General features: G+C 71.9%; 21 protein-coding genes. 6 read left to right on the forward strand and 15 right to left on the reverse strand.

What is annotated here, in order from left to right:
• Window positions 1-31 precede the first annotated feature (31 nt).
• Window positions 32-1,168, reverse strand: coding sequence for an aminoglycoside phosphotransferase family protein (locus IE226_RS14980; RefSeq protein ID WP_190081686.1), 1,137 nt, complete (start codon window positions 1,166-1,168; stop codon window positions 32-34).
• 237 nt (window positions 1,169-1,405) lie between these two features.
• Here IE226_RS14980 and IE226_RS14985 point away from each other — a divergent pair, with 237 nt between their 5' ends.
• Window positions 1,406-2,905, forward strand: a complete 1,500-nt coding sequence (locus tag IE226_RS14985) for a DNA-binding protein NsdB (protein ID WP_190081687.1) — start codon at window positions 1,406-1,408, stop codon at window positions 2,903-2,905.
• A gap of 46 nt (window positions 2,906-2,951) precedes the next feature.
• Here IE226_RS14985 and IE226_RS14990 read toward each other — a convergent pair whose 3' ends face one another.
• Window positions 2,952-4,376, reverse strand: coding sequence for a PP2C family protein-serine/threonine phosphatase (locus IE226_RS14990; protein ID WP_190081688.1), 1,425 nt, complete (start codon window positions 4,374-4,376; stop codon window positions 2,952-2,954).
• Between the two features lie 169 nt (window positions 4,377-4,545).
• Window positions 4,546-4,683, reverse strand: a complete 138-nt coding sequence (locus tag IE226_RS14995) for a hypothetical protein (RefSeq protein WP_190081689.1) — start codon at window positions 4,681-4,683, stop codon at window positions 4,546-4,548.
• A 199-nt stretch (window positions 4,684-4,882) separates the two neighbouring features.
• Between IE226_RS14995 and IE226_RS15000 the strand changes: the two genes are divergently transcribed.
• On the forward strand, window positions 4,883-6,445 hold the full coding sequence (locus IE226_RS15000; protein WP_190081690.1) for a hypothetical protein: 1,563 nt from the start codon (window positions 4,883-4,885) through the stop codon (window positions 6,443-6,445).
• 28 nt (window positions 6,446-6,473) lie between these two features.
• Entirely contained in the window at window positions 6,474-7,214 is a 741-nt protein-coding gene (locus IE226_RS15005) for a bestrophin-like domain (RefSeq protein WP_190081691.1), read from the forward strand.
• Here the strand turns inward: IE226_RS15005 and IE226_RS15010 are convergent.
• The 8 genes from IE226_RS15010 to IE226_RS15045 form a co-directional block, all read right to left on the reverse strand.
• On the reverse strand, window positions 7,198-7,677 hold the full coding sequence (locus IE226_RS15010) for an MSMEG_6728 family protein (RefSeq protein ID WP_190081692.1): 480 nt from the start codon (window positions 7,675-7,677) through the stop codon (window positions 7,198-7,200). The two genes, IE226_RS15005 and IE226_RS15010, sit on opposite strands and share 17 nt — an antisense overlap.
• A 138-nt stretch (window positions 7,678-7,815) precedes the next feature.
• Window positions 7,816-8,673 carry an endo alpha-1,4 polygalactosaminidase gene (locus tag IE226_RS15015; RefSeq protein ID WP_190081693.1) on the reverse strand — a complete coding sequence of 286 codons (858 nt, stop codon included), beginning with the start codon at window positions 8,671-8,673 and terminating at the stop codon, window positions 7,816-7,818.
• Window positions 8,674-8,904: 231 nt separating this feature from the next.
• Complete coding sequence (locus IE226_RS15020) at window positions 8,905-10,215, reverse strand: alpha-glucosidase/alpha-galactosidase (RefSeq protein WP_190081694.1); 1,311 nt, start codon at window positions 10,213-10,215, stop codon at window positions 8,905-8,907.
• Complete coding sequence (locus IE226_RS15025; protein WP_190081695.1) at window positions 10,212-11,168, reverse strand: carbohydrate kinase family protein; 957 nt, start codon at window positions 11,166-11,168, stop codon at window positions 10,212-10,214. The genes IE226_RS15020 and IE226_RS15025 overlap by 4 nt, the downstream gene beginning before the upstream one ends.
• A 50-nt stretch (window positions 11,169-11,218) precedes the next feature.
• Entirely contained in the window at window positions 11,219-12,106 is an 888-nt protein-coding gene (locus IE226_RS15030) for a carbohydrate ABC transporter permease (RefSeq protein WP_190081696.1), read from the reverse strand.
• A complete protein-coding gene (locus tag IE226_RS15035; protein WP_190081697.1) occupies window positions 12,106-13,050 on the reverse strand; it encodes a carbohydrate ABC transporter permease in 945 nt (314 codons plus the stop codon). The genes IE226_RS15030 and IE226_RS15035 overlap by 1 nt, the downstream gene beginning before the upstream one ends.
• Window positions 13,051-13,159: 109 nt before the next feature.
• Window positions 13,160-14,488 (reverse strand): ABC transporter substrate-binding protein, encoded by a 1,329-nt coding sequence (locus tag IE226_RS15040; protein ID WP_190081698.1) that lies wholly within the window; start codon window positions 14,486-14,488, stop codon window positions 13,160-13,162.
• A gap of 151 nt (window positions 14,489-14,639) precedes the next feature.
• Entirely contained in the window at window positions 14,640-15,458 is an 819-nt protein-coding gene (locus tag IE226_RS15045) for an endo alpha-1,4 polygalactosaminidase (RefSeq protein ID WP_190081699.1), read from the reverse strand.
• 281 nt (window positions 15,459-15,739) lie between these two features.
• Here IE226_RS15045 and IE226_RS15050 point away from each other — a divergent pair, with 281 nt between their 5' ends.
• Window positions 15,740-16,498, forward strand: a complete 759-nt coding sequence (locus IE226_RS15050; protein WP_190081700.1) for a DeoR/GlpR family DNA-binding transcription regulator — start codon at window positions 15,740-15,742, stop codon at window positions 16,496-16,498.
• 78 nt (window positions 16,499-16,576) lie between these two features.
• Here IE226_RS15050 and hemC read toward each other — a convergent pair whose 3' ends face one another.
• Entirely contained in the window at window positions 16,577-17,512 is a 936-nt protein-coding gene (gene hemC, locus IE226_RS15055; protein WP_190081701.1) for a hydroxymethylbilane synthase, read from the reverse strand.
• Between the two features lie 177 nt (window positions 17,513-17,689).
• Here hemC and IE226_RS15060 point away from each other — a divergent pair, with 177 nt between their 5' ends.
• Window positions 17,690-18,169 (forward strand): GNAT family N-acetyltransferase, encoded by a 480-nt coding sequence (locus IE226_RS15060; RefSeq protein WP_229870963.1) that lies wholly within the window; start codon window positions 17,690-17,692, stop codon window positions 18,167-18,169.
• On the opposite strand, the gene IE226_RS15065 is transcribed toward IE226_RS15060, so the two are convergent.
• The 3 genes from IE226_RS15065 to IE226_RS15075 all read right to left on the reverse strand — a co-directional run bounded on the left by IE226_RS15065 (window position 18,129) and on the right by IE226_RS15075 (window position 21,770).
• Complete coding sequence (locus IE226_RS15065; RefSeq protein WP_190081702.1) at window positions 18,129-19,697, reverse strand: MFS transporter; 1,569 nt, start codon at window positions 19,695-19,697, stop codon at window positions 18,129-18,131. The two genes, IE226_RS15060 and IE226_RS15065, sit on opposite strands and share 41 nt — an antisense overlap.
• A gap of 12 nt (window positions 19,698-19,709) precedes the next feature.
• The gene (locus tag IE226_RS15070) at window positions 19,710-21,236 is read right to left on the reverse strand and encodes an MFS transporter (protein WP_190081703.1); all 1,527 of its coding nucleotides are present in this window, start codon (window positions 21,234-21,236) and stop codon (window positions 19,710-19,712) included.
• A 120-nt stretch (window positions 21,237-21,356) separates the two neighbouring features.
• Complete coding sequence (locus IE226_RS15075) at window positions 21,357-21,770, reverse strand: VOC family protein (protein ID WP_190081704.1); 414 nt, start codon at window positions 21,768-21,770, stop codon at window positions 21,357-21,359.
• A 373-nt stretch (window positions 21,771-22,143) separates the two neighbouring features.
• On the opposite strand from IE226_RS15075, the gene IE226_RS15080 reads away from it, so the two are divergent.
• The gene (locus IE226_RS15080) at window positions 22,144-23,754 is read left to right on the forward strand and encodes an ABC transporter substrate-binding protein (protein WP_308429466.1); all 1,611 of its coding nucleotides are present in this window, start codon (window positions 22,144-22,146) and stop codon (window positions 23,752-23,754) included.
• Window positions 23,755-23,795 lie beyond the last annotated feature (41 nt).

The raw sequence follows: 23,795 nt of genomic DNA on the forward strand, positions 1-23,795 counted from the left end.
TCCAAGGCGTACTGCGGACCTTTCCCCCCGGTCAGCGGGTACCGACCGCCGCGCGCACGGCCCGGCGGGCCAGCTGGCAGTCGTCGTGCAGCCGCCGCAGAAGCAGCCGCTGTTCCTCGCCGGACGGCGCGGCGCCGGGGTGGCCCGGGCCAGGCGCCGGGGCCGCGTCGTGCATCGAGCGCTGCACGGCCATCTCGTACGTCCGGATCTCCCGGGTGAGGATCAGCATCAGGTTGACCAGGAACGCGTCACGCGCCGCAGGCCCCTGCTCCTGCGCGAGCTGGCTGATCTCGCGCCGTGCCACCGGAGCGTCACCGAGCACCGACCACAGCGTCGCCAGGTCGTAGCCCGGCAGATACCAGCCCGCGTGCTCCCAGTCCACGAACACCGGCCCCGCCGGCGAGAGCAGGATGTTCGACAGGAGCGCGTCACCGTGGCAGAACTGCCACGTGGCGTGCTGCCCCGACGCGTGCGCGATGCCGTGCAGAAGCTTCTGCAGGTCGCCCATGTCACGGTCGGTGAGCAGGCCCAGGTCATGGAAGCGCGAGATCCGTTTGCCGTAGTCCAAGGGCCTGCCGAACAGCTCCTGCGGCGGCCGCCAACGGTTGAGGTGCCGGATCGCGTTGAGCGCAAGGCGTACGTCCGCACGCGGAGGCGCCTCGACGGGATGGCGGGACAGCGCGGCGACGCGCCCCTGCATGCGCTCGATCACCAGCGTGCAGTCCTCCGGGTCCGCGGCGATGAGCCGCGGGGCCCGTACCGGAGGACGGTGCCGGACGAACGAGCGATATGTCGCTATTTCGTGCTGGATCCGCTCGGCCCACGCGGGCGAGTGGTCGATTAAACACTTGGCGATCGCTGTGCTGCGTCCTGTCGTTCCCACGATCAGTACGGTGCGTCCGCTGCGGCGCAGCACCTGTACGGGATTGAATTCCGGACAGATGCGGTGCACCGAGGCGATCGCGGTGCGCAGTTGCGCCCCCTGGGGGCCTGACAAGTCGAGTCTCCCGCTGAGCGGTTGCGTGCCGGGCCCCGGGACGCGTCGCGTGCGGCCTGCGCCGAGCGACCCGGCCGCGGGGCGCGCGGGCTCCAGATACGGGCCGCTGCCCGGCTGTCGGCTGTGCAGTGGCCGGGGCGGGGCGGACACGGAGGACGATGCTGTGTACATGGGCGATACAGATCCCTTCGTGTGCCGGCGAATTGCGGCGCCTCCCGCCCCGGCCCCCTTTTGGGAGCACCCTGGGGAATGTCCCGCGGTGGGGCCGGGTCGGGGTGGCGCTTTCCTACCTGACACCCGCCGTCCCGTGGCACACCACGTAGCGCACCCTGGCGAACCCTGGCGAATAGTCGCTCAGCAACTGACAGAGGGTTACTGTCAACTCAGCCGAGAACCTGGGGGCTTGACGTGAACGGACAACCCAACACCCGACTGTCGGACCTGTTCGGCCTGGCGGGCTGGTCCAAGGGGGAACTCGCGAGACTGGTGAACCGGCAGGCGGCGGCCATGGGCCATCCGCAGCTGGCCACCGACACTTCGCGCGTCCGGCGCTGGATCGACACGGGAGAAATCCCCCGCGATCCCGTGCCGCGGGTTCTGGCGGCTCTGTTCACCGAGCGTCTCGGCCGTGTCGTGACCATTGAGGATCTTGGTCTGGTCCGGCACGGGCGCGTGGGGAAACGGCGTGGCGACGGGAGTGCGGAGCACCCCGACGGCATTCCGTGGGCGCCCGAACGGACAGCCGCGGTCCTCACCGAATTCACGGGAATGGACCTCATGCTCAACCGACGCGGCTTGGTGGGCGCGGGTGCCGCGCTCGCCGCCGGCACCGCACTGACCGGCGCCATGCACGAGTGGCTGCACACCGACCCGGCTCTTGCTGCCGACGCTCCCCGTACCAACCATCCCCTGCACGCCGACCCCGCTGGGTTCGACCGCTACGAGGCCGCCCCCATCGGGTCGCAGGAGATCGAGGAACTGGAGACCTCCGTCGAGGTCTTCCGGGCCTGGGACGCGGCCCGCGGCGGCGGGCTGCAGCGCAAGGCTGTGGTGGGACAGCTCAACGAAGTGGGCGGCATGCTCGCCTACCGACACCCCGACCATCTCCAGCGCCGCCTGTGGGGCGTCGCTGCCAATCTCGCCGTCCTCGCGGGCTGGATGTCGCACGACGTCGGCCTGGAACCCACGGCACAGAAGTACTTCGTGATCGCCGCGCACGCGGCCCGCGAGGGCGGGGACCGGCCGCGTGCCGGTGAGGCCCTGTCGCGGGCGGCACGCCAGATGGTGCACCTGGGGCGGCCCGACGACGCCCTCGACCTGATGAAGCTCGCCAAATCGGGCTCGGGCGAGGAGGTCCTGCCGCGCACGCAGGCCATGCTCTACACCATCGAGGCCTGGGCACAGGCGTCGATGGGCAAGGGCCAGGCCATGCGCCGCACCCTCGGCATCGCCGAGGACCTGTTCGTCTCCGACAACGGCGACGTGCCGCCGCCCAGTTGGATGCAGATGTTCGACGAGGCGGACATGCACGGCATGCAGGCCCTGGCCTACCGCACCCTCGCCGATCACGACGCGTCCGCGGCCAACACCGCCCAGCGCCATGCGAGGGAGGCGATCGAACTGCGGTCCAAGGGCCGCGACCGCTCGCAGATCTTCGACTACATCTCGCTGGCCTCGGCCTGCTTCATCGGCGACGACCCCGAACAGGCCGACCGGTACGCACGGTTGGCGCTGGTCTCGATGGGTGCGAACTCCTCGCACCGCACCTGGGACCGGCTGCGCGAGATGTACCGCCTGACGGCGCAGTACTCGGGCTACCCGAAGATCCAGGACCTGCGTGAGGAGATCAAGCTGGCCCTGCCCAAGGCGGCGGCCAAGACCGGAGGTGGCAGCCGGGTCAAGGCCTAGAGCCGCCGAGGCCCGGAGCCGGAACCCGGCATGACCCGGGCGCGGATCAGAAGACGATCCGCGCGATCAACAGACAGGCGTCGTCCTCGCGCGGGGCCACGCCGAACTCCTCGACGACCGCGCGCACACAGTCCTGCGCACCCCGCGTGTCCGTGAAGCGTGGCGCGAGCGCGAGCAGCCGGCTCGTGGCCGCGTCCCTGGCGCGCCGGGGGACAAGACCGTCGGTGTGCAGCAGCAACAGGTCGCCCGGTTCGAGGTGCACTTCGGCCTGCTCGTACGTGGCTCCGGAGGTCGCACCGAGGATCACGCCGCCCGGTGGCGTCAGCGCGCGCCCCGTCCCGCCGCGGAACAGCAGCGGGGCGGGGTGTCCGGCCTGCGCCCAGGTGAGGGTGCGGGTCGCGGGGGCGTACTGGCAGCAGACGGCGCTGCCGAGAGCCGGTTGTGTGGTGGTGTCCAGTAACTGGTTGAGCCAGCCCATCAGCCGGCCCGGCCGCACTCCGGCCACCGCCATGCCGCGCACCGCGCCGAGGAGCATCGCCATACCCGAGGTGACGGTGACGCCGTGCCCCGTGAGGTCGCCGACGCTGAGGAGGAACCGGCCGTCGGGCAGCTCCATGGCGTCGTACCAGTCGCCGCCGATCAGCGAGCTCGTGGCGGAGGGGAGGTAGTACGCCGCGAGATCCAGTGCGGCGGGTCCGCCGTGCGGGAACCGCAGGGAGCCGCGCCACGGCGGCAGCACGGCCTCCTGCAGTTCGACCGCGAGCCGGTGCTCTGTCTGCGCGATGTGCCGCTGGCGCTGCAGCGAGTCACGGGTCTCGCGCACCACTCGCTGGCTGCGGCGCAGCTCGCTGACGTCCCGCAGGACCGCCCACATCGAGGCGGTGCTGCCGTCAGCGGCGAGCACGGGCTCGCCCATCATGTGCACCTGTCGTACGCCGCCGTCCGGGCGCACGATACGGAACTCGCCGTCGATCGGCTTTCCGTCGATCAGGCAGTCCGTGACCATGGCCGTCAGCATCGGCTGGTCGTCGGCGTGCACCAGGGAGGGCAGCTCGTCGAGGGAGAGCGCGGGGGCTTCCGGATCCCGCCCGAGAATCCGGTAGAGCTCGCCCGACCAACTCGCCTCGTCGTTCAGGAGGTTCCACTCCGCGCTGCCGACCCGGCTGAGCAGTGAGCCGCGCTGCGGGTCGAGCGGTGCGGGCACCGCCGGAGCCGCGGGCTCGGCGGCCGGTGGCAGGGGTCCGTCCCGCAGCTGCGCCAGGTGGTCGTCCAGGTCGTTGAGCTGGTGGACCGCCAGGTCGCACAGGGCGCGCTGCCAGCGCCCCTGCGGGTCGCCGCGATCGGCCCCGGCGTCCCGGCGCACGGCGTCGACCTGGCCGCGGAGCCGGCGCGTCTGCGTGATCAGCGCTTCGACCGAGCCGCGCTCGGGCGGCTGGGCGGAAGGGCGGTCCGCGAAGACATGGGACGGCATGAGGTGCTCCGTTGAGGATGCGGTGCGACCAAACGGGCGGGATGGACCGCTAATGACTTTCGCACAGCGGGGGGTGGCCCGTAAGGGATTTGGCAACACACGACCCGGTCTTGCTTCTGGTATATGCCTATGTCCTCCGGAGCAGTACGTTCCGGAAGAACGGTCCCGATCACCCCCGCAAGTAGCGGATATCCGCCAGGGCGCGGCGGTTGTGGTCGTGCGACCTGTCGACCACGTGCAGATCGCGCTCGACGCGCCTGAGCAGCGCCACCGAGTCGACCACGGCCAGTACCCGCGTCTCCTTCAAGTCCCGCACTCCCTCGACCATTGGAAATGTGGCTGGTAATAACAAGCCCTACGGCGCGGCATCCCTGCGTGGTGACGCGCGACGCCGGGGGCTGTCGCTCGCAGCGGTGAGAGCGCTGCGGGGCCGTTCGGGTGAATCGCTGTGCCTTTACGCGTGCCGGGGTCGACCGCCGGTGCGTCCTCGTGCACAGCATTTCGGTGTGATCATCGGACGAAAGGGTGCGACACGACCGCGGTCGGCGCGGTGGCTGCTGGTCGGCCTTCTGCTGGCCGCGGGCTGCTGGTCGGCCGCCGGGCCCTCCGTCGCCGATGGTGCCGGGCCGAACGGGCTCGCCCTCCAGGTCACGGTGAACACCCGGCCGGGTCTCGGGGCGGTGCGTCCCGGCATCCGCACCGGCGACGCCGTGGTCAAGTCGTACCGTCTGATCAACCGCAGCGGCGCCGACCTCTACCAGGTGCGGGTGTGGGATCCGGGCATGCCGGGCGCCGCGATCCGCTGTCCCGGCGGACGGGACCGGGTGCCGATGCTGACCGGACTGCGTTCGGTGCGCTGTACGGCCACCGGGGCCGCCCGCCCCGGGCCCTGGATCAGCCGGGTCCGGGCGGTCGGACAGCAGCCCTATCTGCGCGCCGGTGCCATGCCGGTGGCCGTGAGTTCCCCGGGCGGGGGGAGCGTGCGACCAGCCGCGTTTTCCGCGCGTGCCGGCGGCGTGCAGGCGACCGCGCGGTCCGGATACACCGGGGTCGGCGCCGCGCTGGCCCTGACGGAGACGGCGCGTGTCACCGGTCCGCGGCAGGCGCGGGTGAGCTATGTCGTGGCCAACCGGGGCAACCGGGCCGTCCACGGCGTGCGGATCACGGACCCGGTGCTTGCCCCGGACCGGATCGTCTGTGCGGGCGGCCGGCCGGTCGTCGCCCATCTCGCCGCGGGGGCGCGGGCCGTGTGCACCGCGCTCGTACGGCGCGGGCCCGGCACGTATCTCAGCGCGGGGCGCGCCGACGGCAGCGACCTGATCCGCACGCTCGGTCCGCGCGGCCAGGCGGTGATACCTCCACGCCTGACGGCGCGGGCCCGGGCACGCTTCACGCTCCGGGATGCGGTGTCTGTGACTCCCGTGGCTCCCGGGGCGTCGCGGCCCGGGGCGCCCGCGGGGGCGGCGGGACAGGGGTCGCGCTCCGGGCCACCGGGGCCGCGCTCCGGGCCGCCGGGAGCCGTACCCCGCCTCGCGTCACAGCTGCCCGCAGCGCCCCTCCCGCCGGGTATCGCGGCCCCGGGCGCCGGCCCGCCGGGCGCCGGCCCGCCGGGCGCCGGCCCGCCGGGCGCCGGCCCGCCGGGCGCCGCGCCCCTGGGCGTCGGTCCACCCGGCGCCGCACCCCTGGGCGTCGGTCCACCGGGCGTCGGCCCGCCCGGCGTCGCCCCACCAGGCGCCGCACCGCCGGGCATCGCACCACCCGCCCCCGCCGCACCCGACGGGCCGGGTCAAGCCCCGGCAGCGGTTCCGCCCGCTGTGCCGCCACCAGCGGTACCACCAGCGGTGCCGCCCCCCGCGGTGCCGCCGCCCGCGGAACCACCGGCCGCGGTCCCGCCGCCAAACGAGCCGCCCGCCGCGGTGCCGGAAGAGGAGCGGCCCCAGCGCACGCTGCTCAGCCGCTTCGTCCGGCCGGACAACACGCCCACCGGCATGGGCATGCTGGCCGCGCTGTTCCTCGTCCTGCTGCCCGCAGCCATCGCGGCCGCCGTCTTCGGCTCCCGCAGACTTTGACCGCGCCGCCACGAAACGGGACCCACCGATGATCGAAAGCTTCGCCGTCGTCCTGGGCGTCGCCCTGCTGGCCGGGGCGGTCGTCCTGATCAAGCACCGTTTCTGGCCCCCGGGCCCGGACGAAGAGCCCCGCGAGGACGTCGCCGAGTACATCTCCATGATGGTCGGCGTCCTGTACGCCCTGGTCCTTGGTCTTGCCCTGGTGTCGGTCTGGGACACCAACTCCGGCGCCGAGGACCACGCCGCCACCGAGGCCAGCGCCGCGCACCAGATCCATCTGCTCGCCGCGGGCCTGCCCGCAGGGCAGGACGCGCGGATGCGCGGCGAGATCGAGACGTACATCCGGCACGTCACCGAGACGGAGTGGCCCGCCATGGCCGAGGGCACCCCGCTGGGGCCGACCGGCTGGCGCCTGCTGAACGACGTGCGCGCCACCGGTCAGGTCCCCGCGGATGCCACACCGGCCCAACAGGCCACGGGCCAGGAGACCTTGGCCCAGTTGAGCACCCTGGACGAGGCGCGCCGCGGTCGCGAGGCCGATGCCACGGAGCGGCTCTCGCCGGTGATCTGGTTCGGCCTGATCGTCGGCGGTGGTCTCACCATCGCCTTCATGTTCATGTTCGGCGTCCAGCGCAGCTTCACCCACCTCGTGATGGTGATGGGCCTGTCCGCCCTGATCACCTTCACCGTGCTCCTGATCTACCAGCTGGACAGCCCCTTCCAGGGGCTGTTCGCCGTCGACACGACGCCGTTCACGCGTTACTTCTAGGGTCCCGGTCGGAGGCAGGCCAGAGGTAGGGCAGGTCGTCGGGTACGCCGGGGAAGATGTCGGCGTAGAACTCCGGGGCCTTGCGCAGCAGTGCCGACTGGTGGCTGCGGTGGAAGGCCGGGTCGCCCAGCCAGGGTGGCAGTTCGCCGTCGGCGGCGAGCTGTTCCCCGGTGCGTACGGCGGTGTCGGGGCGGTGGCGGGTGAAGTCGGTGACGAGGGTGGTGGCGCAGGTGTCGGCGCGTCCGGTGGCGGTCCATGTGGCGCATACGTCGAGGCCGTAGCGGACCAGGGCTTCCTCGTAGCCGATCCACATGCGTACCGCTGGATGGTTGCGCCATCCGTAGCCGGGCACGGTCAGGCCGCGCAGCACCTGGAGGGCCTCGACCCGCTGCTTGCCCAGGCGTGCCTGGTCGAGGACCGCGGCGGATTGCGTGAAGTCGGGGTAGGGGAGAAAGGTCTGCACGCAGCATCTGTACCGCGGCCGGGGCGTTCTCAGACGCCCGCCTCGCCAGGCGCCCGGGGTTTGCGCGTACCTCTTCGGTCGCGGGGCCCCAAGGGGGGAGAGGCGCCCGGAGTGGCCATGTCCGCACCAGGGGGGCCGTCAGCACTGGGCGAAGACGTAGCCCTTGGTGCCCTTTGGGGTGACGTCGCGGTCCCGCAGGGTGATGGAGAGGCGGGAGCCGTAGGTGTCGCAGGCGGTGTTGTAGTCCTTGCGGGTGTACTCGACGGCGAAGACCTTGTCGTCGTAGGCGTCGGCGAAGTCGCCGCATTCCTTGTACGCCGCGCACTCCTCGACGACGGCGAAGTCGAAGCCGATGCGGTCGCGGTCCGGCAGCAGGTCGGTGGTGTTCTTCTGTGCGATGGCCAGGCCCTTGCGGTGGGCGCGCTCGGCGAGCAACTGGGCGAAGGAAGCGGCGTGTTCGGTGGTGAGGAGGTCGTCGGAGCGCTCGTAGGAGTCCAGGTTGTCGGGCTCCACGGCGTCGTAGCCCGCCTTGGCGCAGCCGTCGATCCAGGGCCCCACGATGTTCATCAGCTTCTCGCGCTTGCCGGCCGCGGAGATGTCGAGGAGCGGCTCGTCCCAGTCCTCGTCGACCACCAGTGAGCCCTCGTCGTTCTTCAGGAGCAGGTCGGGGTGGTTCTTCTTCCACCAGGTGATGGCGTCGCCCGGCTGGGTCTGGAAGGCGTTGACGTAGCACACGTTGTACAGGCCCTTGGCCGGCTCGGCGGAGCGGTCGCGGGAGATGGCCCGTACGGCGTCGTCGGGCGCGTAGGGGCCGCCGAGTTGGTAGTCGAAGACGGTGTCAGGCTTCGGCGGGCGCACGGTGCCGGTCCGGTCCGTGGACGTGTCCGGGGTGTCTTTGCCGTCGCCGGTGGAGCAGGCGGCGGCGAGCAGGAGTGTGGCGGCGCAGGCGGCGAGACGGCCGGGGCGCGAGCGGTACGGGCGGTACGGGCGGTGCATGGACAGCTTTCGTTCGAAGCGTGCAGGCCGTGCGGAATGTGGTGCGATGTCGATCTTACGGTGTATGTCGGAGGGGTCGGAGGCCAGGGCAGCGGCGGCCGGCCGGGGGAGACCGGTCGCCGCTGCCTGCCGCTCACGGCGTCAGTGGCCCGGGGGTCAGGCCGGGACGACGACGGAGCGGGTCAGGTGGTCGGAAGGTGTGGCGTGGCGTGGCGGGGTGGGCCGGTCGGGTCAGTCGCCCAGTGTCCGGCGCAGGGCCGGCTGGAGGCGGTCCGCGTGGGCGCGGACCATGTCGTCGCACAGCCGCCAGATCTGCTCGACGGTGAGGGCGGCGGCCGTGGCCGGGTCGGTCATCGCCGCGTGCCGGATGTGGCGCGGCTCGTCGTCGAGGGCGGCGCGGACCACGAGGTCGTTCATGCTGAGGTAGGTGCGGTTGAGCGCAGCGAGTTGCGGGGGCAGGGATCCCGCGCGGGTGGGCTGGATGCCGGAGGCGTCGACGAGGCAGGGGACTTCGACGACGCCGTGGTCGGGCAGGTTGTCGATCAGGCCGTGGTTGGGGACGTTGGCGTAGACGGTGCGCGGGGTGCCCGTCACGATGCTGTGGATGATCTGGGGGGCGTACTCCATGGTGCCCTCGACGGTGAGCGGTTCGCCCGCGGCCAGGGCGTCACGGGTCTGGTGGTAGGCGGCGACGTTCTCGTCGACGATGCCGAGGTAGGCGCCGACCGGCAGGCGCAGGCGCTCGATCTCGCTGTCGTGGTGCAGGTACCAGGGGACGTACTCGGAGGAGTGCTCGCTGGTCTCGGTGGGGTAGTAGCCGAGGCGGCGGTACATGTCGACGCGGACCCGGCGCCGCAACTGCTCGTCGCCGGAGATCAGTTCGTCCAGGCGCGGGTAGAGGTCCTTGCCCTGGTGCTCGAAGCGGAGGACCCAGGCCTGGTGGTTGACGCCCGCCGCCCGGTAGGTGATCTCCTGGTACGGGACGCCGACCAGTTCGGCCAGGTCGTGCATGGTCCAGTACACGGAGTGGCACAGGCCCGCCACCTTGGTCAGGCCGGTGGCCTCGGTGAGGTACTGGATGTTCATGGCCATGGGGTTGGTGTAGTTCAGGAGCCAGGCGTCGGGGCAGAGTTCGGCGATGTCCTGGCCCAGGGCCTTCAGGAGCGGGAAGGTGCGCAGGGCGCGGAAGATGCCGCCGATGCCGAGGGTGTCGCCGATGGTCTGGCGCAGTCCGTGGCGTGCGGGGACCTCGAAGTCGGTGCGGGTGGCCTCGCCCATGCCGACCTGCACGATGTTGATGACGAAGTCCGAGCCGGTGAGGGCTTCGCGGCGGTCGGCGTGGCTGGAGATGGTGGCGTGCGCGCCCAGGTGGTCGGCGATGTACTCGGCGGCGGCCTGTGCGGTGGCCAGGCGTTCGGGGTCGATGTCGTGCAGGGCGATGTGGGCGCCCTTGAGTTCGGGGAAGGCGAAGAGGTCGGCGAGCAGGCCTTGGGTGAAGACGACGCTGCCCGCGCCGATGAAGGTGATCTTGGGGTGGTTCATGAGGCGTGCGCTCCGCTCGGAGTGGTGTGGGCGAGGGCTTCGTCTCGCGTGGGCTGGGCTCGGGTGCCGCCGTGGGCGCGGGTCGAGAGGGATCCGCAGGCGACGGCGAACCGCAGGGCCTCTGGCGGGGTCAGGCCGTCGTGGAGGGCGGCGACGAAGCCGGCGTCGAAGCTGTCTCCGGCGCCGACGGTGTCCTTGGGGGTCAGGGCAAGGCCCGGTGCGGTGTGCAGGGTGCGGCCGTCGTGGCACAGGGCGCCGTCGGCGCCGTTCTTGACGACGGCCAACGGGACGCGGGCGGCGAGGAGTTCGGCCGCCTGTTCGGGGCTGCCGGAGGGCAGTCCGGCAAGGCGCAGGGCCTCTTGGGCGTTGGGCAGCAGGAGGTCGGTGTGGTCGAGGACGGCGCCGAGGGCGGCCGGGTCCCAGCGCCCCGAGGGGTCGTCCTGGGTGTCCAGGGACGTCCTGGCGCCGTGGTCGCGCGCGGTACGGAAGAGCCGGGGCAGGTCGGCGGCGAGGGAGGGCTGCAGGAAGTAGGAGGCGGCGTGCACGTGCCGGGCGTCGGCGAGGAGCTCGGCGGGTACGTCGTCGCCGCTGACGGCGGTCAGGGTGCCCGGCGAGGTGAGGATGGCGCGGTCGTCGCCGCGGGTGAGTACGACGGTCAGCGGGGTCGGCCGGGTGGCGTCCATGTGCAGGGCCCGGGTGTCGACGCCGCGGGAGGCGAGGGTGTCGCGCATGTAGCGGCCGGCGTCGTCGTCGCCGACGCGGCCGGCGAAGGCCACGTCGAGGCCGAGGCGTGCGGCGCCGCAGGCCATGATGGCCGCCGAGCCGCCGAGGGTCAGGGACCCGGTGTCGACAAGCTGTTCGCGCTGGCCGAAGGCGAGCGGTCCGTCGAGCGGGCCCAGGATCACGTCGGGGTTGGCGTCCCCGATGACGAGCAGGTCGTACGAGTGCGGCATCGCGTTCCTTGTGTTCCTTCGGTTCGTGCGGGGATGTGGTGCGGGGCGGGTCAGCCCTTGAGGCCGCTGGAGGTGACCGAGCGGATGAAGGCCTTCTGCGCGAAGAGGAAGGCGACCAGGACGGGCAGGACGGTGAGTACGTTGCCCGCCATCACCGCGGACCAGCGTGTGTGGTGCTGTCCCTGGAAGGTGGTCAGGCCCAGTTGCAGGGTGTACTGGGTGTCGTGGTTGATCGCGATCAGTGGCCAGGTCAGGTCGTTCCAGGTGGTGAGGAAGGTCAGGACGGCCACCGTGGCCAGGGCGGGCCGGGCCAGGGGCAGCACGATCGAGCACAGGACCCGCAGCCTGGAGCAGCCGTCGATCCAGGCGGCCTCCTCCAGTTCCCTGGGCAGGGAGAGGAAGAACTGCCGCAGCAGGAAGACCGCGAAGGGTGTGACGAGGGAGGGCACGATCAGCGCGCCGAGGGTGTCGATGAGGCCCAGCTTCTTCATCACCAGGAAGGTGGGGATCATCGTCAGCTGGAAGGGCACCGCCATCGTCGCCAGCATCAGCACGAGCAGCGTGCGCGAGCCGCGAAAGCGCATCCGGGCGAACGCGTAGCCGCCCAGGGCGCCGAAGACGAGGTTGGAGGTGACCGCGACGGCGGAGACGATCGCCGAGTTCAGCAGCCAGCGCGGGAACATGGCGTTGCCCAGGACGTAGCGGTAGCCGCCGAGGTCGATGCCGGAGGGCCACAGCGCGGGCGGGAACCGGTTGATCTCCGCGTTGCTCATCACCGAGCTGACCAGCAGCCAGATCAGCGGTACGGCGAAGAGCAGTGCCAGGGGTGCGAGCAGCGCGTGCCAGCCGCTGAAGGGCAGGCGCAGGCGGCGGCGTATTGCGGCGGGCCGGGTGGTGCGGCGGGCGGCGGTCTCGGGCGCGGTGGTGGTCGCGGTCATCAGGCGGCTGCTTTCGTACGAAGGGAGCGGCCGCGGGTCACGCGCAGCACGGCGCCCACGGCGAACAGGGCGAGCGCCAGGACGTAGGCGGCCGCGGCTCCGTACCCGGCGGTGAAGTTCTTGAAGGCCTGTTCCCAGATGAAGTAGACGATCACTGTGGTCGAGCCGAGGGGTCCGCCCTTGGTGGTGACGTAGACCAGGTCGAAGACTTGCAGGGACTGGATGGTCTGCCACAGGAGCAGGAAGACGCTGACGGGGGTGAGGGCGGGCAGGGTGACGTGCCGCAGCAGGTGCCACCGCCCTGCGCCGTCCAGGCGGGCCGCCTCGATCAGCGACTGCTCGACGTCCTGGAGCGCGGCCAGGTAGATGACGGTGCACAGTCCGGTGCCGCTCCACAGGGTGATGGCGACCAGTACGAACAGTGCCTGCGAGGAGTCGGTGAGGAAGCCCTGGGGTGAGATGCCCAGGTGGTGCAGGACGGAGTTGGCCGCGCCGAAGTCGGGGTCGAGGATGAAGGAGAACAGCACGCCCTGTGCGGTGGCCGAGATGACGAACGGCACGAAGAACAGGGTGCGGTACAGGCCGACGAAGCGGATCCGCCGGTTCAGCGCGAGGGCCAGGGCGAGTCCGATGACGATGCTCAGGGGCACGTACAAGAGGGTGTAGAGCAGGGTGTTGCGCACGGCCTGGCTGAAGTTCGGGTCCTGCGACAGTGCCCGGTAGTTGTCCAGGCCCACCCAGCGGCTGGGTGTGACCAGGTCGTTGGCCTGGAAGGACAGCAGCAGCGACCAGATGACCGGCAGGACGCTCAGGCCGAGGATGACGAGTACGGCGGGGAAGACGAACGCCCAGGCGGTGGCGGTCTCGCCGCGGCGCCGGCGGCGCAGGGCGCGTCGGCCGGCGGGGTCGGGCGGCAGGGTCAGGGGGCGGGGCAGTGATGGCATGGCGGTGTCCTCAACGGTCTTCGGCTGTCCTCGGCTGTCCTCGGCGGTCCTCGGCGGTCCTCGGTGGTCCGCGGCTGTCCTCGGCGGTCCTCGGCTGTTTTCGAGGGGCTCAACGCGGTATCAGCAGGGCGGCGTTGGCCTCTTCGGCGCAGGAGCGCACGGCGTCGGCGGGGTTCTTGCGGCCGAGCAGGACGGCGACGATCGCCTGGCCGAGGGACTGGGAGATACGGGGGTAGGCCGGGTGCACGGGCCGCACCCGCGCGGAGGTGAGCGCCTTGGTGAACACCGGGAGGCCGGGCTTGCGGTCGGCGTGTTCGCGCCAGGCCGGGCGGTCCTGGCTGCGGCGGCTCAACGGCAGGCTGCCCGCCTCGACGGCCCATCGGCTGTCTTGGGCGGGCTGGTTCAGCCAGGTCACGAAGGTGCGGGCGGCCTCGGCGCGGGCGGAGCCGTTGTCGAACACCGTCCAGGTGTCGGGGCCCGAGATGGTCACGGGGCGGCGGCTGAAGCTGGGCAGCGGCACCACGTGGTAGTCGATGTTCGCCTGGGTGATGTCGGGCAGCTGCCAGGGCCCGGTGGGCACCATGCCCATCCGGTTCGACAGGAAGACCTGGTACATCTGCTCGCTGCCCGGTTTGGGGTCGATGTAGACGCTCTTGTCGCGCGCCAGGTCGCGTACGACCTCAAGGGCGCGCACGCCCTCCTTCGCGAAACCGATGCTGTGCCCGTCGTCGCCGATCACGTCGCCGCCCAGGTCCCACACCAGGGGCCACAGCCGCCACACGGTGTCCTCGTCGCCGGTGCCGGGCCAGCCGGTGCCGAAACGTCCCCGGGAGGCATCGGTCAGGCGCCGCGCGGTGTCGGTGAACTCGTCCCAGGTCCAGCCCGGCTCGGGCAGATCGATCCCGGCCTCGGCGAAGAGCTTCTTGTTGCAGACCACGGCGAGGCAGTCCAGGACCGCGGGCACCGCCCGGACCTTGCCGTTGATGGTGACGGCCTCCCTGGCGGGCGCCCAGAAGTTGCGCCACGGCGTCGCTCCCTCGCGCACGTGCGCGGTCAGGTCGACGACCTCGGGGCTGCGGGCGACGCTGGCCAGGTCGGAGCCGAAGACGTAGGCGATGTCGGGGTAGGAGCCCGCGGCGAGCGCGGCGGTGACCTTCTGGAGCATGGCGTCGGCGAGCACGCCGCCGCCCATGTCGACGCGGATGTCGGGATGGGCCCGGTGGAAGCGTGCGACCAGCCCTTTGATGACCTTGGCGGCGGAGTCCGTCTGGCCGTGCCACAGCTGGATGGTCACCCGCCCGTCGGGGCCGACCCCGTCCGCGGGTCCCGTGCCGCAGCCCGCGACGGCGCCCCCGCCGGCCGCCATCGCCGCCGCGCCGCCCGCGCGCAGCACACTGCGCCGCGAGGGGCCGCCCGGTGCTCGGGGTCCTGCAGCCATCACTACCTCCAGGGGATCGGGGTGCGCCCGCGGCGCGGGAGGGCCGTGGGACGGATGTCGCACGGCGGGGAGGTGGAGCGGGAAGGCGGCCGCTGTCCGGGCGCACCGCGTCACGGCGGATGGCGCGCGGACGCCCGGCAGCGGGGCCGGGTCAGCAGGTCTGGCGGACGTATCCGCTGCTGCCCGCGGGCGACACGTCGAGGTCGCGGCGCACGATGCTCAGCCGGTCGCCCCAGCCCGCGCAGGAGGTGCGCAGTCCCTCGGCCGTGTATTCGATGACCACGACGTCGTCGCCGAAGGCGGAGGTGTAGTCGCCGCACTCGTCGTAGACGCCGCACTCCTCGGCGACGGCGAAGTCCAGGCCGGTCTCCTCGCGCGCGTCGGCCAGTTGGGGCGTGTTCTTCTGCGCGGCGGCCAGGCCCCGCTGGTGGGCGCGGGCGGAGAGCAGCTTGACGAAGGACTTGGCCTGCGAGGCGGTGAGCAGGTCCGGGAAGCGGGTGAAGGTGTCGTAGTTGTCGGGCTCGATGGCCTGGAAGCCCTTGTCGGCGCAGCCGTCGATCCAGGAGCCGACCCGGGCGGCGATCCGCTTTCGCTTGTCGGCGGTGCGGATGTCCAGGACGGCCTCGCCCCAGTCGCCGTCGTAGACGACATCGCCGTTGTCGTCCCGCAGCAGCAGGTCGGCGTCCCAGTCGCCCTCCGCCCCCGGCTGGGCCTGGAAGGCGTTGAGGTAGCAGATGTTGTACAGGCCGGGTGCGGGGGCGGCCGTACGGTCGCGGCTGACGATCCCGACCCCGGCGGGCGGTGTGTACGCGCCGCCGATCTGGTAGTCGAACCCGGCGTGCGCCGGGGGCGGTTCGACGGTGCTCGCTTCGGCGGCGGCGGTCGAGGGCGCGAGCAGGCAGGCGGCGGCGGTGGCCGTGAGGGCCGCTGACGCGGCGATGCCCGTGCGCAGAACACGATTGAGGCTCATCTCAGAGCTCCGGTGGTCTGAGGGCACGTCCCCGCCTCGGACACGCGAAGGGTCCTGGCGACTTAGTCCGGGCTCATGGCCGAGGCCAACTACCGGCTGGGCGTACCTCTGCGCCGAGTGCTCCGCACCGGCGTGCCAGGGAGTTAATCGAGCAGTTTCAGTCATGTCAAGGGACCTGGACTGAGAAGCACTTGGCGTATTCGCGCAGAAACGCGCAGCGATTGTGCGGAACTCTGCTCACGGCTGCTGTTCCGGTCCCTCTCGCGGTCTATGCTCGCCGGGTGCTGAGAAGCGACCGCCAGGCGCGGATACTTGAGCATGTCGCCGCCCGGGGCAGCGCGGACGTCGTACGGTTGGCCGGCCTCCTCGGGGTTTCGCAGGCCACCGTCCGCCGTGACCTGCGGCAGTTGAGCGAGCAGCGGCTGCTCGAACGCACCCACGGCGGTGCGGTGCTCGGCGCACTGAGCATCGAAGTGCCGCTGCGGCACCGCGTCGACCAGCGCTCCCCGCAGAAGCAGGCCATCGCGCGGGCCGCCGCCGGCCTGGTGCCCGAGGGTGCGGTGGTCGGTCTCACCGGCGGCAGCACCACCACGGAGGTGGCCCGGCTGCTCGCCGACCGGGGGCCCGTCACGATCGTCACCAACGCCGTGAACATCGCGGCCGCCCTCGTCCTGCGCCCGGGCGTCACCCTGATCGTGGTCGGCGGCACCGCCCGCAGCGAGAGCTACGAACTGGTGGGCCCCATCGCGGAGAAGACCCTGGCCGACCACCACACCGACATCGCGTTCCTCGGCGTGGACGGCATCAGCGCCGTCCACGGCTGCACCACGCACGATCAGTTGGAGGCGGCCACCGACCGCGCCTTCGCGGGGCACAGCAGCCGCACCGTCGTGGTCGCCGACCACACCAAGATCGGCAGGGCGACGTTCGCCAGGATCTGCCCGACGGCCGGGGTGCACACCCTGGTCACCGACGCCGGCGCGCCCGGCGGCGAGCTCGATGCCATCGCCGCCGTCGGCGTGCAGGTCACGGTCGTATGAGCCGCCGTACGAGCGACTGCCCGGGGTGTCGTACGAGCCGCTGACCTGGGTGTCGTACGAGCCGTCGTGCGGGAGCCGTCAGTGCGCGATGGAGTCGATCAGTTCGCGGGCGCCCTGGCGCAGGAGCGTCACCGCCACCGACGTGCCCAGCGTCGCCGGGTCGAGCGGTCCGGCCCACTCGTGGGCGTTGAGCACCGTCTTGCCGTCCGGGGTGAAGACGCGGGCGCGCAGCGAGAGATCGCCGCTCCGCTCGCAGCGCGCGTATCCCGCGATGGGGGAGTTGCAGTGCCCTTGCAGGACGTGCAGGAACATGCGCTCGGCGGTGGCCTCCCGCCAGGCCTCCGGGTCGCCGAGGCCCGAGACGGCGTCGATGGTCCGCGTGTCGTCCTCGCGGCACTGCAGCGCCAGGATGCCCGCGCCGATCGGCGGGCACATCGCCTCCACCGACAGGACCTCGGTGACCACGTCCATGCGGTCGATGCGCTCCAGGCCCGACACCGCGAGCAGCAGCGCGTCCGCGTCGCCCGCGGCGAGCTTCTCCATGCGGCGCCCGGCGTTCCCGCGCATGGGCACGCACTCAAGTTGCGGGTGGGAGGCGGCGAGTTGGGCGATGCGGCGCACCGAGGACGTGCCGATGCGGGTGCCCGCGGGCAGCTCGTCCAGGGTCAGGCCGCCCGGGTGGATGAGCGCGTCGCGGATGTCGTCCCGCTTGAGGAACGCCGCGAAGGTGGTGCCCGCCGGCAGCGGCCGGTCCGCCGGTACGTCTTTGACGCAGTGCACCGCCAGGTCCGCCTCGCCGGCGAGGAGCGCCGCGTCGACCTCCTTGGTGAACGCCCCCTTGCCGCCCAGCTTCGCGAGGTCCCCCATCCAGCGGTCGCCGGAGGTCGTGACCGGCACGACCTCGGTGCGGATACCGGGGTGCAGCGCGGCGAGTTCGGCGCGTACGCGCTCCACCTGGGCCAGTGCCATGGGGGAGGAGCGGGAGACGATGCGGATCAGCTCAGGAGCGGACATGCGCACCACGATAGGCGCTCGCGGCAGAGGGCCGTTAAAGGAGTCCTCGCCTCGCTGGGGCCCGGAAGGCGGCCGGTTCCGGGGTGCGCCGCGCACCGAGCCCTCATAGCGTGAGGAGCAGTCGGCCCCCGTGCCCGCCTTTGTGCAGGTCCCGGCGTCAGTCCCCTGGGAGGTCCCATGTCAGCCGCCGCCGCCCGCCAGGAGTCCCCGATCGTCCTGGAACGGATGGCTCCCACCCATCTGGCCGACGTCCTGGCCCTGGGCCGGGAGCTGTACGACACCTCGGTCAAGCCCTACACGTCCTGGTCGCTGTCGGCGATCACCGGGCACATGGACGCCGATGCCTCCTCGTGCTGGGTGGCGCTGGACGGCGACGTGCTCGCCGGGTTCGTCTGCGGGTCGATGGGGTTCGACCACCGTACGGACTGGGGGAACCTGGAGTGGATCGCCAGCGCGCCCGCCTATCAGGGGCGGGGGGTCGCCAGCCATCTGGTGCAGGCCTGCTGCGCGACCCTGACCGCCGCCGGTGCCGTCGCGGTCGTCACCGACGTGGAGTCGCGCAACACCGCGTCGGCCGCGCTGATGCGGCGCAACGGTTTCCGGGAGAGCGTCTCGGTCACTCTCTTCGTGCGCGACGCCCCCGAGGCGTCGCTCTGAGGCGGCCCTTCCCCGCGCAGTCCTGGCCCGGCTCCAACGGCGGTGCGCCGACGCCCAGATGAGAGGTGCAGCGCGGGGTGTTGCCCGCCTCCTCGTGCCAGGTGCCCGGACGCGGGCGGATGAAGAGCAGCGCCGTGGCCGCCGCCAGGACGAACAGGCCCGCGCAGCCCACGGCCGCTTTCGCGAACGCCGTGTTCAGGGCCGCCGGATTCGCGTACGCCGTCCCGGACAGGCCCACGGCGAGCGGCAGCGCGGCCACGACGAGCATCTGGGCGACCCTCGCGGCGGTGTTGTTGACGCCGCTGGCCAGGCCCGCGCGCCCCGCGTCGACCGAGGCCAGGACCGTCGCCGTCAGCGGGGCCACGAACACGCTCATCCCCAGGCCCAGGATCACGACCGCGGGCAGGACCTCGGTGCCGTACGAGGCGCCGGGCTCGATGCGCAGCATCAACAGCGCTCCCGCTCCGGCGATCAGCGGGCCCGCGACCAGCGGCAGGGTGGGGCCGACGCGCCGGGCGAGATCGCCCGCGGCGGCCGAGAGCAGCAGCATCAGGACCGTGATGGGCAGCGTCGCCGTGCCGGCCCGCAGGGCGTCGTAGCCCAGCGTCGTCTGCAACTGCACCGGCAGCATGAACAGGAGCCCGCCGATGGCCGCGTACAGGCACAGCGTCATGACGTTGGCCGCGCTGAACAGACGGGAGCGGAAGAGGGAGAGCGGCAGCATCGGGTTGCGGCGGCGGTGTTCGACGACGACGAATGCCGCGCCGGCGGCGAGGCCGCCGAGCCCCGGCAGCAGGGCCGCGGTCTTCGGCGCGTCCCCCGAGGCGCCGATCAGCGAGAAGCTGATGCCCGCCAGGAACAGCGCCGCCAGGCACGCGCCCGTCACGTCGAAGGGCTTGTCCGCGGCGCCCTCGGCGCGGCTCTCGGGCACGTGGCGCACCGCGAGGAGGACGAGCGCGGCCAGCGGCACATTGATCAGGAAGATCCACCGCCAGCCGGGGCCGTCGATCAGCCAGCCGCCCAGGAACGGCCCGATCGCGCCCGCGACCCCGCCGAGGCCCGACCACGCGCCCACCGCCCGCGCCTGGTCCCGCGACCGGAACGAGGTGCGCACCAGGGCGAGCGAACCCGGCGTCAGCAGTGCGCCGCCGATGCCCTGCAGTGCCCGCGCCGCGATGAGCGTCCCCGCGTTCTGCGCGAGCCCGCACAGGGCCGAGGCCAGCGCGAACCACACGACGCCGATGACCAGGGTGCGCCGCCGGCCGATGCGGTCGCCGAGCGCCCCGCCGAGCAGCAGGAGTGCCGAGAGGGTGAGCATGTAGGCGTTGACGACCCACTGCAGGGACGCGAGCGAGGCGTCCAGGTCGCGGCCGAGCGTGGGCAGCGCGACGTTGACCACCGTGCCGTCCAGCATCGCCATGCCCGAGGCGAGCACGGCGCAGGTGAGGACCCAGCGGCCCCGCGCGGACGCCAGCGCGACACCGCCGTCGGAGCTCTGCGTCGCCGAAGCCTCCGCCGCGGACGCCATCGCCCCACCGCCCTACATGTGGACCGGGCCGCCGCCCGTGTCCGAGTGGACCGGAGCGCCCCGGCGGTAGAGAACGACCGTAACGAGGAGTCCGACGGCGAAGAAGACCGCCGACCACCAGTACGCGGTCGAGTAGCTCTCCATGGCCGACTGTGCCTGTACCTCGGGCGTCGGCCGCCTGCCCACGAGGTAGTTGGCCGCGGCGCTGGTGGCCAGGGAGTTGAGCAGGGCCGTGCCGATCGAACCGCCCACCTGCTGGCTGGTGTTGACCATCGCCGATGCCACCCCCGCGTCGTGCGCGGCGACGCCCGCGGTGGCCATGCTCATCGCCGGGGCGAAGACCAGACCCAGGCCGAGGCCGGCGACGAGCAGCGGCGGCAGGACGTGCGCGGCGTAGCCGCTGTGCACGTCCAGGGCGGTCAGCCAGGCCATCGCGGCGGCGGCGAGGCCCATGCCGAGGGGCACGATGGGTTTCGCGCCGAACCGGGGCACCAGCGAGTTGGTGGTGACGACGGAGATCACCACCATCACGGCGACCATCGGCAGGAAGGCGAGGCCCGTCTTGACCGGCGTGTAGCCGAGGATCTGCTGGAGGTAGTACGTCAGGAACAGGAAGACTCCGAACATGCCGGCGCCGGAGATGAACATCGCGAGGAACGACGCCGCGCGGTCCCGGTCGAGCACCACCCGCAGCGGGAGCAGCGGATGCGCGGCCCGCGTCTGCCACCAGGCGAAGGCGGCCACCAGGACGGCGCCGACCACCAGGAAGCCCCAGGTCCGGGCGTCGCCCCAGGCGTGCGACTCGGCGTTGGAGAAGCCGTAGACGATGCAGAAGAGGCCCGCGGAGACAAGGACCGTGCCGGGGACATCGAGCTTGGGCCGGTCCGCCGGCCTGCCGCCGTGCAGCAGCCGGGCGCCGCCGAGCATGGCGAACACCGCGAAGATCAGGTTCACGTACAGGCACCAGCGCCAGTCCAGGTACTCGGTCAGGACGCCGCCCAGGAGCAGGCCGACCGCGCCGCCCGCGCCCGCGATGGCGCCGTAGATGCCGAATGCCTTCGCCCGCTCCTTGGGGTCGGTGAAGGTCGTGGTGAGCAGGGAGAGCGCGGCGGGCGCAAGGAGGGCGCCGAAGAGGCCCTGGAGCGCCCTGGCCACCACCAGCATGGTGAAGCTGGTCGCCGCGCCGCCGAGGGCGGAGGCGAGCGCGAAGCCGCCGAGTCCGGCGAGGAAGACCAGTTTGCGGCCCACCAGGTCGGCGATCCGGCCGCCCAGGAGCAGCAGGCTGCCGAAGGCGAGTGCGTAGGCGGTGACGATCCACTGGCGGTTGCCGTCGCTGAAGCCGAGGTCCCGCTGGGCCGATGGCAGTGCGATGTTCACGATCGTCGCGTCGAGGACGACCATGAGCTGGGCGATGCCGACGACGCCGAGGATCAGCCAGCGGTGTTCGTGACGTCCGCCGGTCTCGTGCGGGGCCGGTGCGGAGGTGGCTCCCGCGGTGGGCGCCGTCTCGAAGGGTTCCGGCGCGGGCGAGCGGTCCATGGGTGCCTCCAGAGGCCCCCCTGTCGCGCCGGACATCCCCGTAACACCGTAGATGCGCTGCCCGGGGGCCGCGACCGGGGCCCGGCACCACCGGGCCCCGCGGGTGGCGCGGGCGGGCGGTCAGTTCTGCGGCTCGCTGATGTCGACCATCCAGGGGATGCCGAAGCGGTCCGTGCACATGCCGAAGACGTCGCCCCACATCTGCTTCTCCAGCGGCACGGCCACCGAGCCGCCTGCGGACAGCTTCTCCCAGTAGCCGCGCAGCTCGGCCTCGTCGTCTCCGCTCAGGCTCACCGAGAAGTTGTTGCCCGGCGTGTGGTCCATGCCGGGCGGGGTGTCGGAGCCCATCAAGGTGAAGCCGTTGGGTGCTTGCAGCAGGCCGTGCATGATCTTGTCGGCGACCGGCGTGCCCTGCTGGCCGGCTTCGCCGAAGGTGTGGAGCGCGAGGTCGCCGCCGAAGACTTCCTTGTAGAACTCCAGGGCTTGGCGGGCGTCGCCGCCGAAGCTGAGGTACGGGTTGAGCCGCGAGACCATGGAAACCTCCCAAAACCGGGTAAAAGGTCCGTTGCGCGGAGAGTAGCGCGGCCCGCCGGCGACGGCCCGGTGAGGCCGGGCGCGCGGTCGTGCGGCACTGCGCGGGCGGGGCGTGCGGCTCATCACGGCCAGGGTGCGCCGCGCATCTCGCGGGGCGTGCGGCGCGTCGTCCGCTGATGGGCGGAAGTCGGACGGAAAGTCCGCTGGATGTAGTGCCCATCCATTTGTCGCACCCGGTTATTCAATCTTCATCGAATCCGGTCCGGCATCCGGACGGACCCCTTGTGTGCGGACTGTATGCGAAATACGTTCTGCCGTATTCCTTGATCGTCCACGATCAACTCCGGAACCACCCTGGCGGAGGTACCTACCCGTGCGCCGAAAATCGGTCGCCCTGGCGGCAGTTGCCCTGGTGATGTCCACGACGGCGGGCTGCGCGTCCTTGCAGTCGCCGGCCACCGAGGTCGGCGGTGAGCGCATGACCGACGACCGTCCCGTACGCGACGGCGGCACCCTGACCGTCGCCCTCAACGCCGACCCGGACAAGCTCGATCCGACCCTCGCGCAGACCCTCGTGGGCCGCACCGTCTTCGCCGGGATGTGCGAGAAGCTCTACGACATCGACGAACACGGGACCGTGATCCCGCAGCTCGCCGCCGCGCTGCCCACGACGTCGAAGGACGGCCGCACCGTCACCTTCGGCCTGCGCAAGGGCCTGCGATTCAGCGACGGGACCAAGCTGGACGCCGACGCCGCCGTCACCTCGCTGCTCCGCCACCGCGACCTGGCGGGCACGGCGCGCGCCACCGAACTCGCCCCGCTCGCCGGGGCGGAGGCGACCGGACCGTACACGGTCAAGCTCACCCTCAAGCAGGCCTACGTCCCCCTCACGGCCGTGCTGGCGGACCGCGCCGGCATGGTGATGTCGCCCGCCGCACTCAAGAAGTACGGCAAGAAGTTCACCAACCACCCCTCCTGCGTGGGCCCGTTCAAGTACGTGGAGCGCGTCGGCGGCGACCGCATCGTGCTCGCCAAGGACCCCCGCTACTACGCGGCCGACCAGGTCCACCTGGACAAGGTGATCTACAAGCCGATCCCCGACGGCAACGTCCGCCTGGCCAACCTGCGCTCCGGCGACATCCAGGTCGGCGACCAGATGACGCCCGTCGACGTGCGCGGTGCCCTGACCGAACCCGGGCTCCAGCTCTTCAACTCGCCCTCGCTCGGCTATCAGGGCATCGGCCTCAACGTCGGCAACGTCAAGGGCCTCGGAGAGAAGCCGGGCCGCATCGACACACCCCTCGCGCGCGAACCGAAGGTCCGCGAGGCCTTCGAGCTCGCCATCGACCGCGACCTCATCAACAAGGTCGTCTTCCAGGGCATGTACGAGCCCGCCTGCGGCCCCGTCTCGCCCGAATCCGCCATCGCCCCCGGCGTCAAGGCCTCGGCCTGCCCCGGGCGCGACGTCGCCCGGGCCAAGAGGCTGCTGCGCGAAGCCGGGGTCAAGACCCCCGTGCGCATCGAACTGAAGGTGTCCACGACACCCGAGTCCAGCCGTCTGGGGCAGGTCGTCCAAGCCATGACCAAGGAGGCGGGCTTCGCGGTCACGCTGCGCCCCACCGAGTACGCCACGATGCTCGAAGAGACCGACTCCGGGCACTACGACGCCTTCACCAGCGGCTGGTCGGGGCGGCTCGACCCCGACGGCAACATCGCAAGCTTCCTCCGGACGCGCGGCGCGATGAACGCCTACGGGCTCTCGGACCGGGCCATCGACCGGCTCGTCGAGCGGGGCCGCGCCGAGGCCGACCCGGAGGAACGCGGCAAGATCTACGCGGAGTTGACCCGGCGCGCCAACGAGCGGCGCGGCCTCGTCTACCTCTACCGGCAGAAGAACTACGTCGTCGCCGGCAAGAACGTCGCGGGCGTCCGCGTCTTCGGCGACGGCCTGGTCCGCGTCACGACGGCGGGGTACGCCCGATGAGCCTCAGCCTGAAGACCGCACGGCCGGTTCCGGTGCGCCTG

The organism is Streptomyces longisporoflavus, assembly GCF_014649775.1.
Classification (GTDB): Bacteria; Actinomycetota; Actinomycetes; order Streptomycetales; family Streptomycetaceae; genus Streptomyces; species Streptomyces longisporoflavus.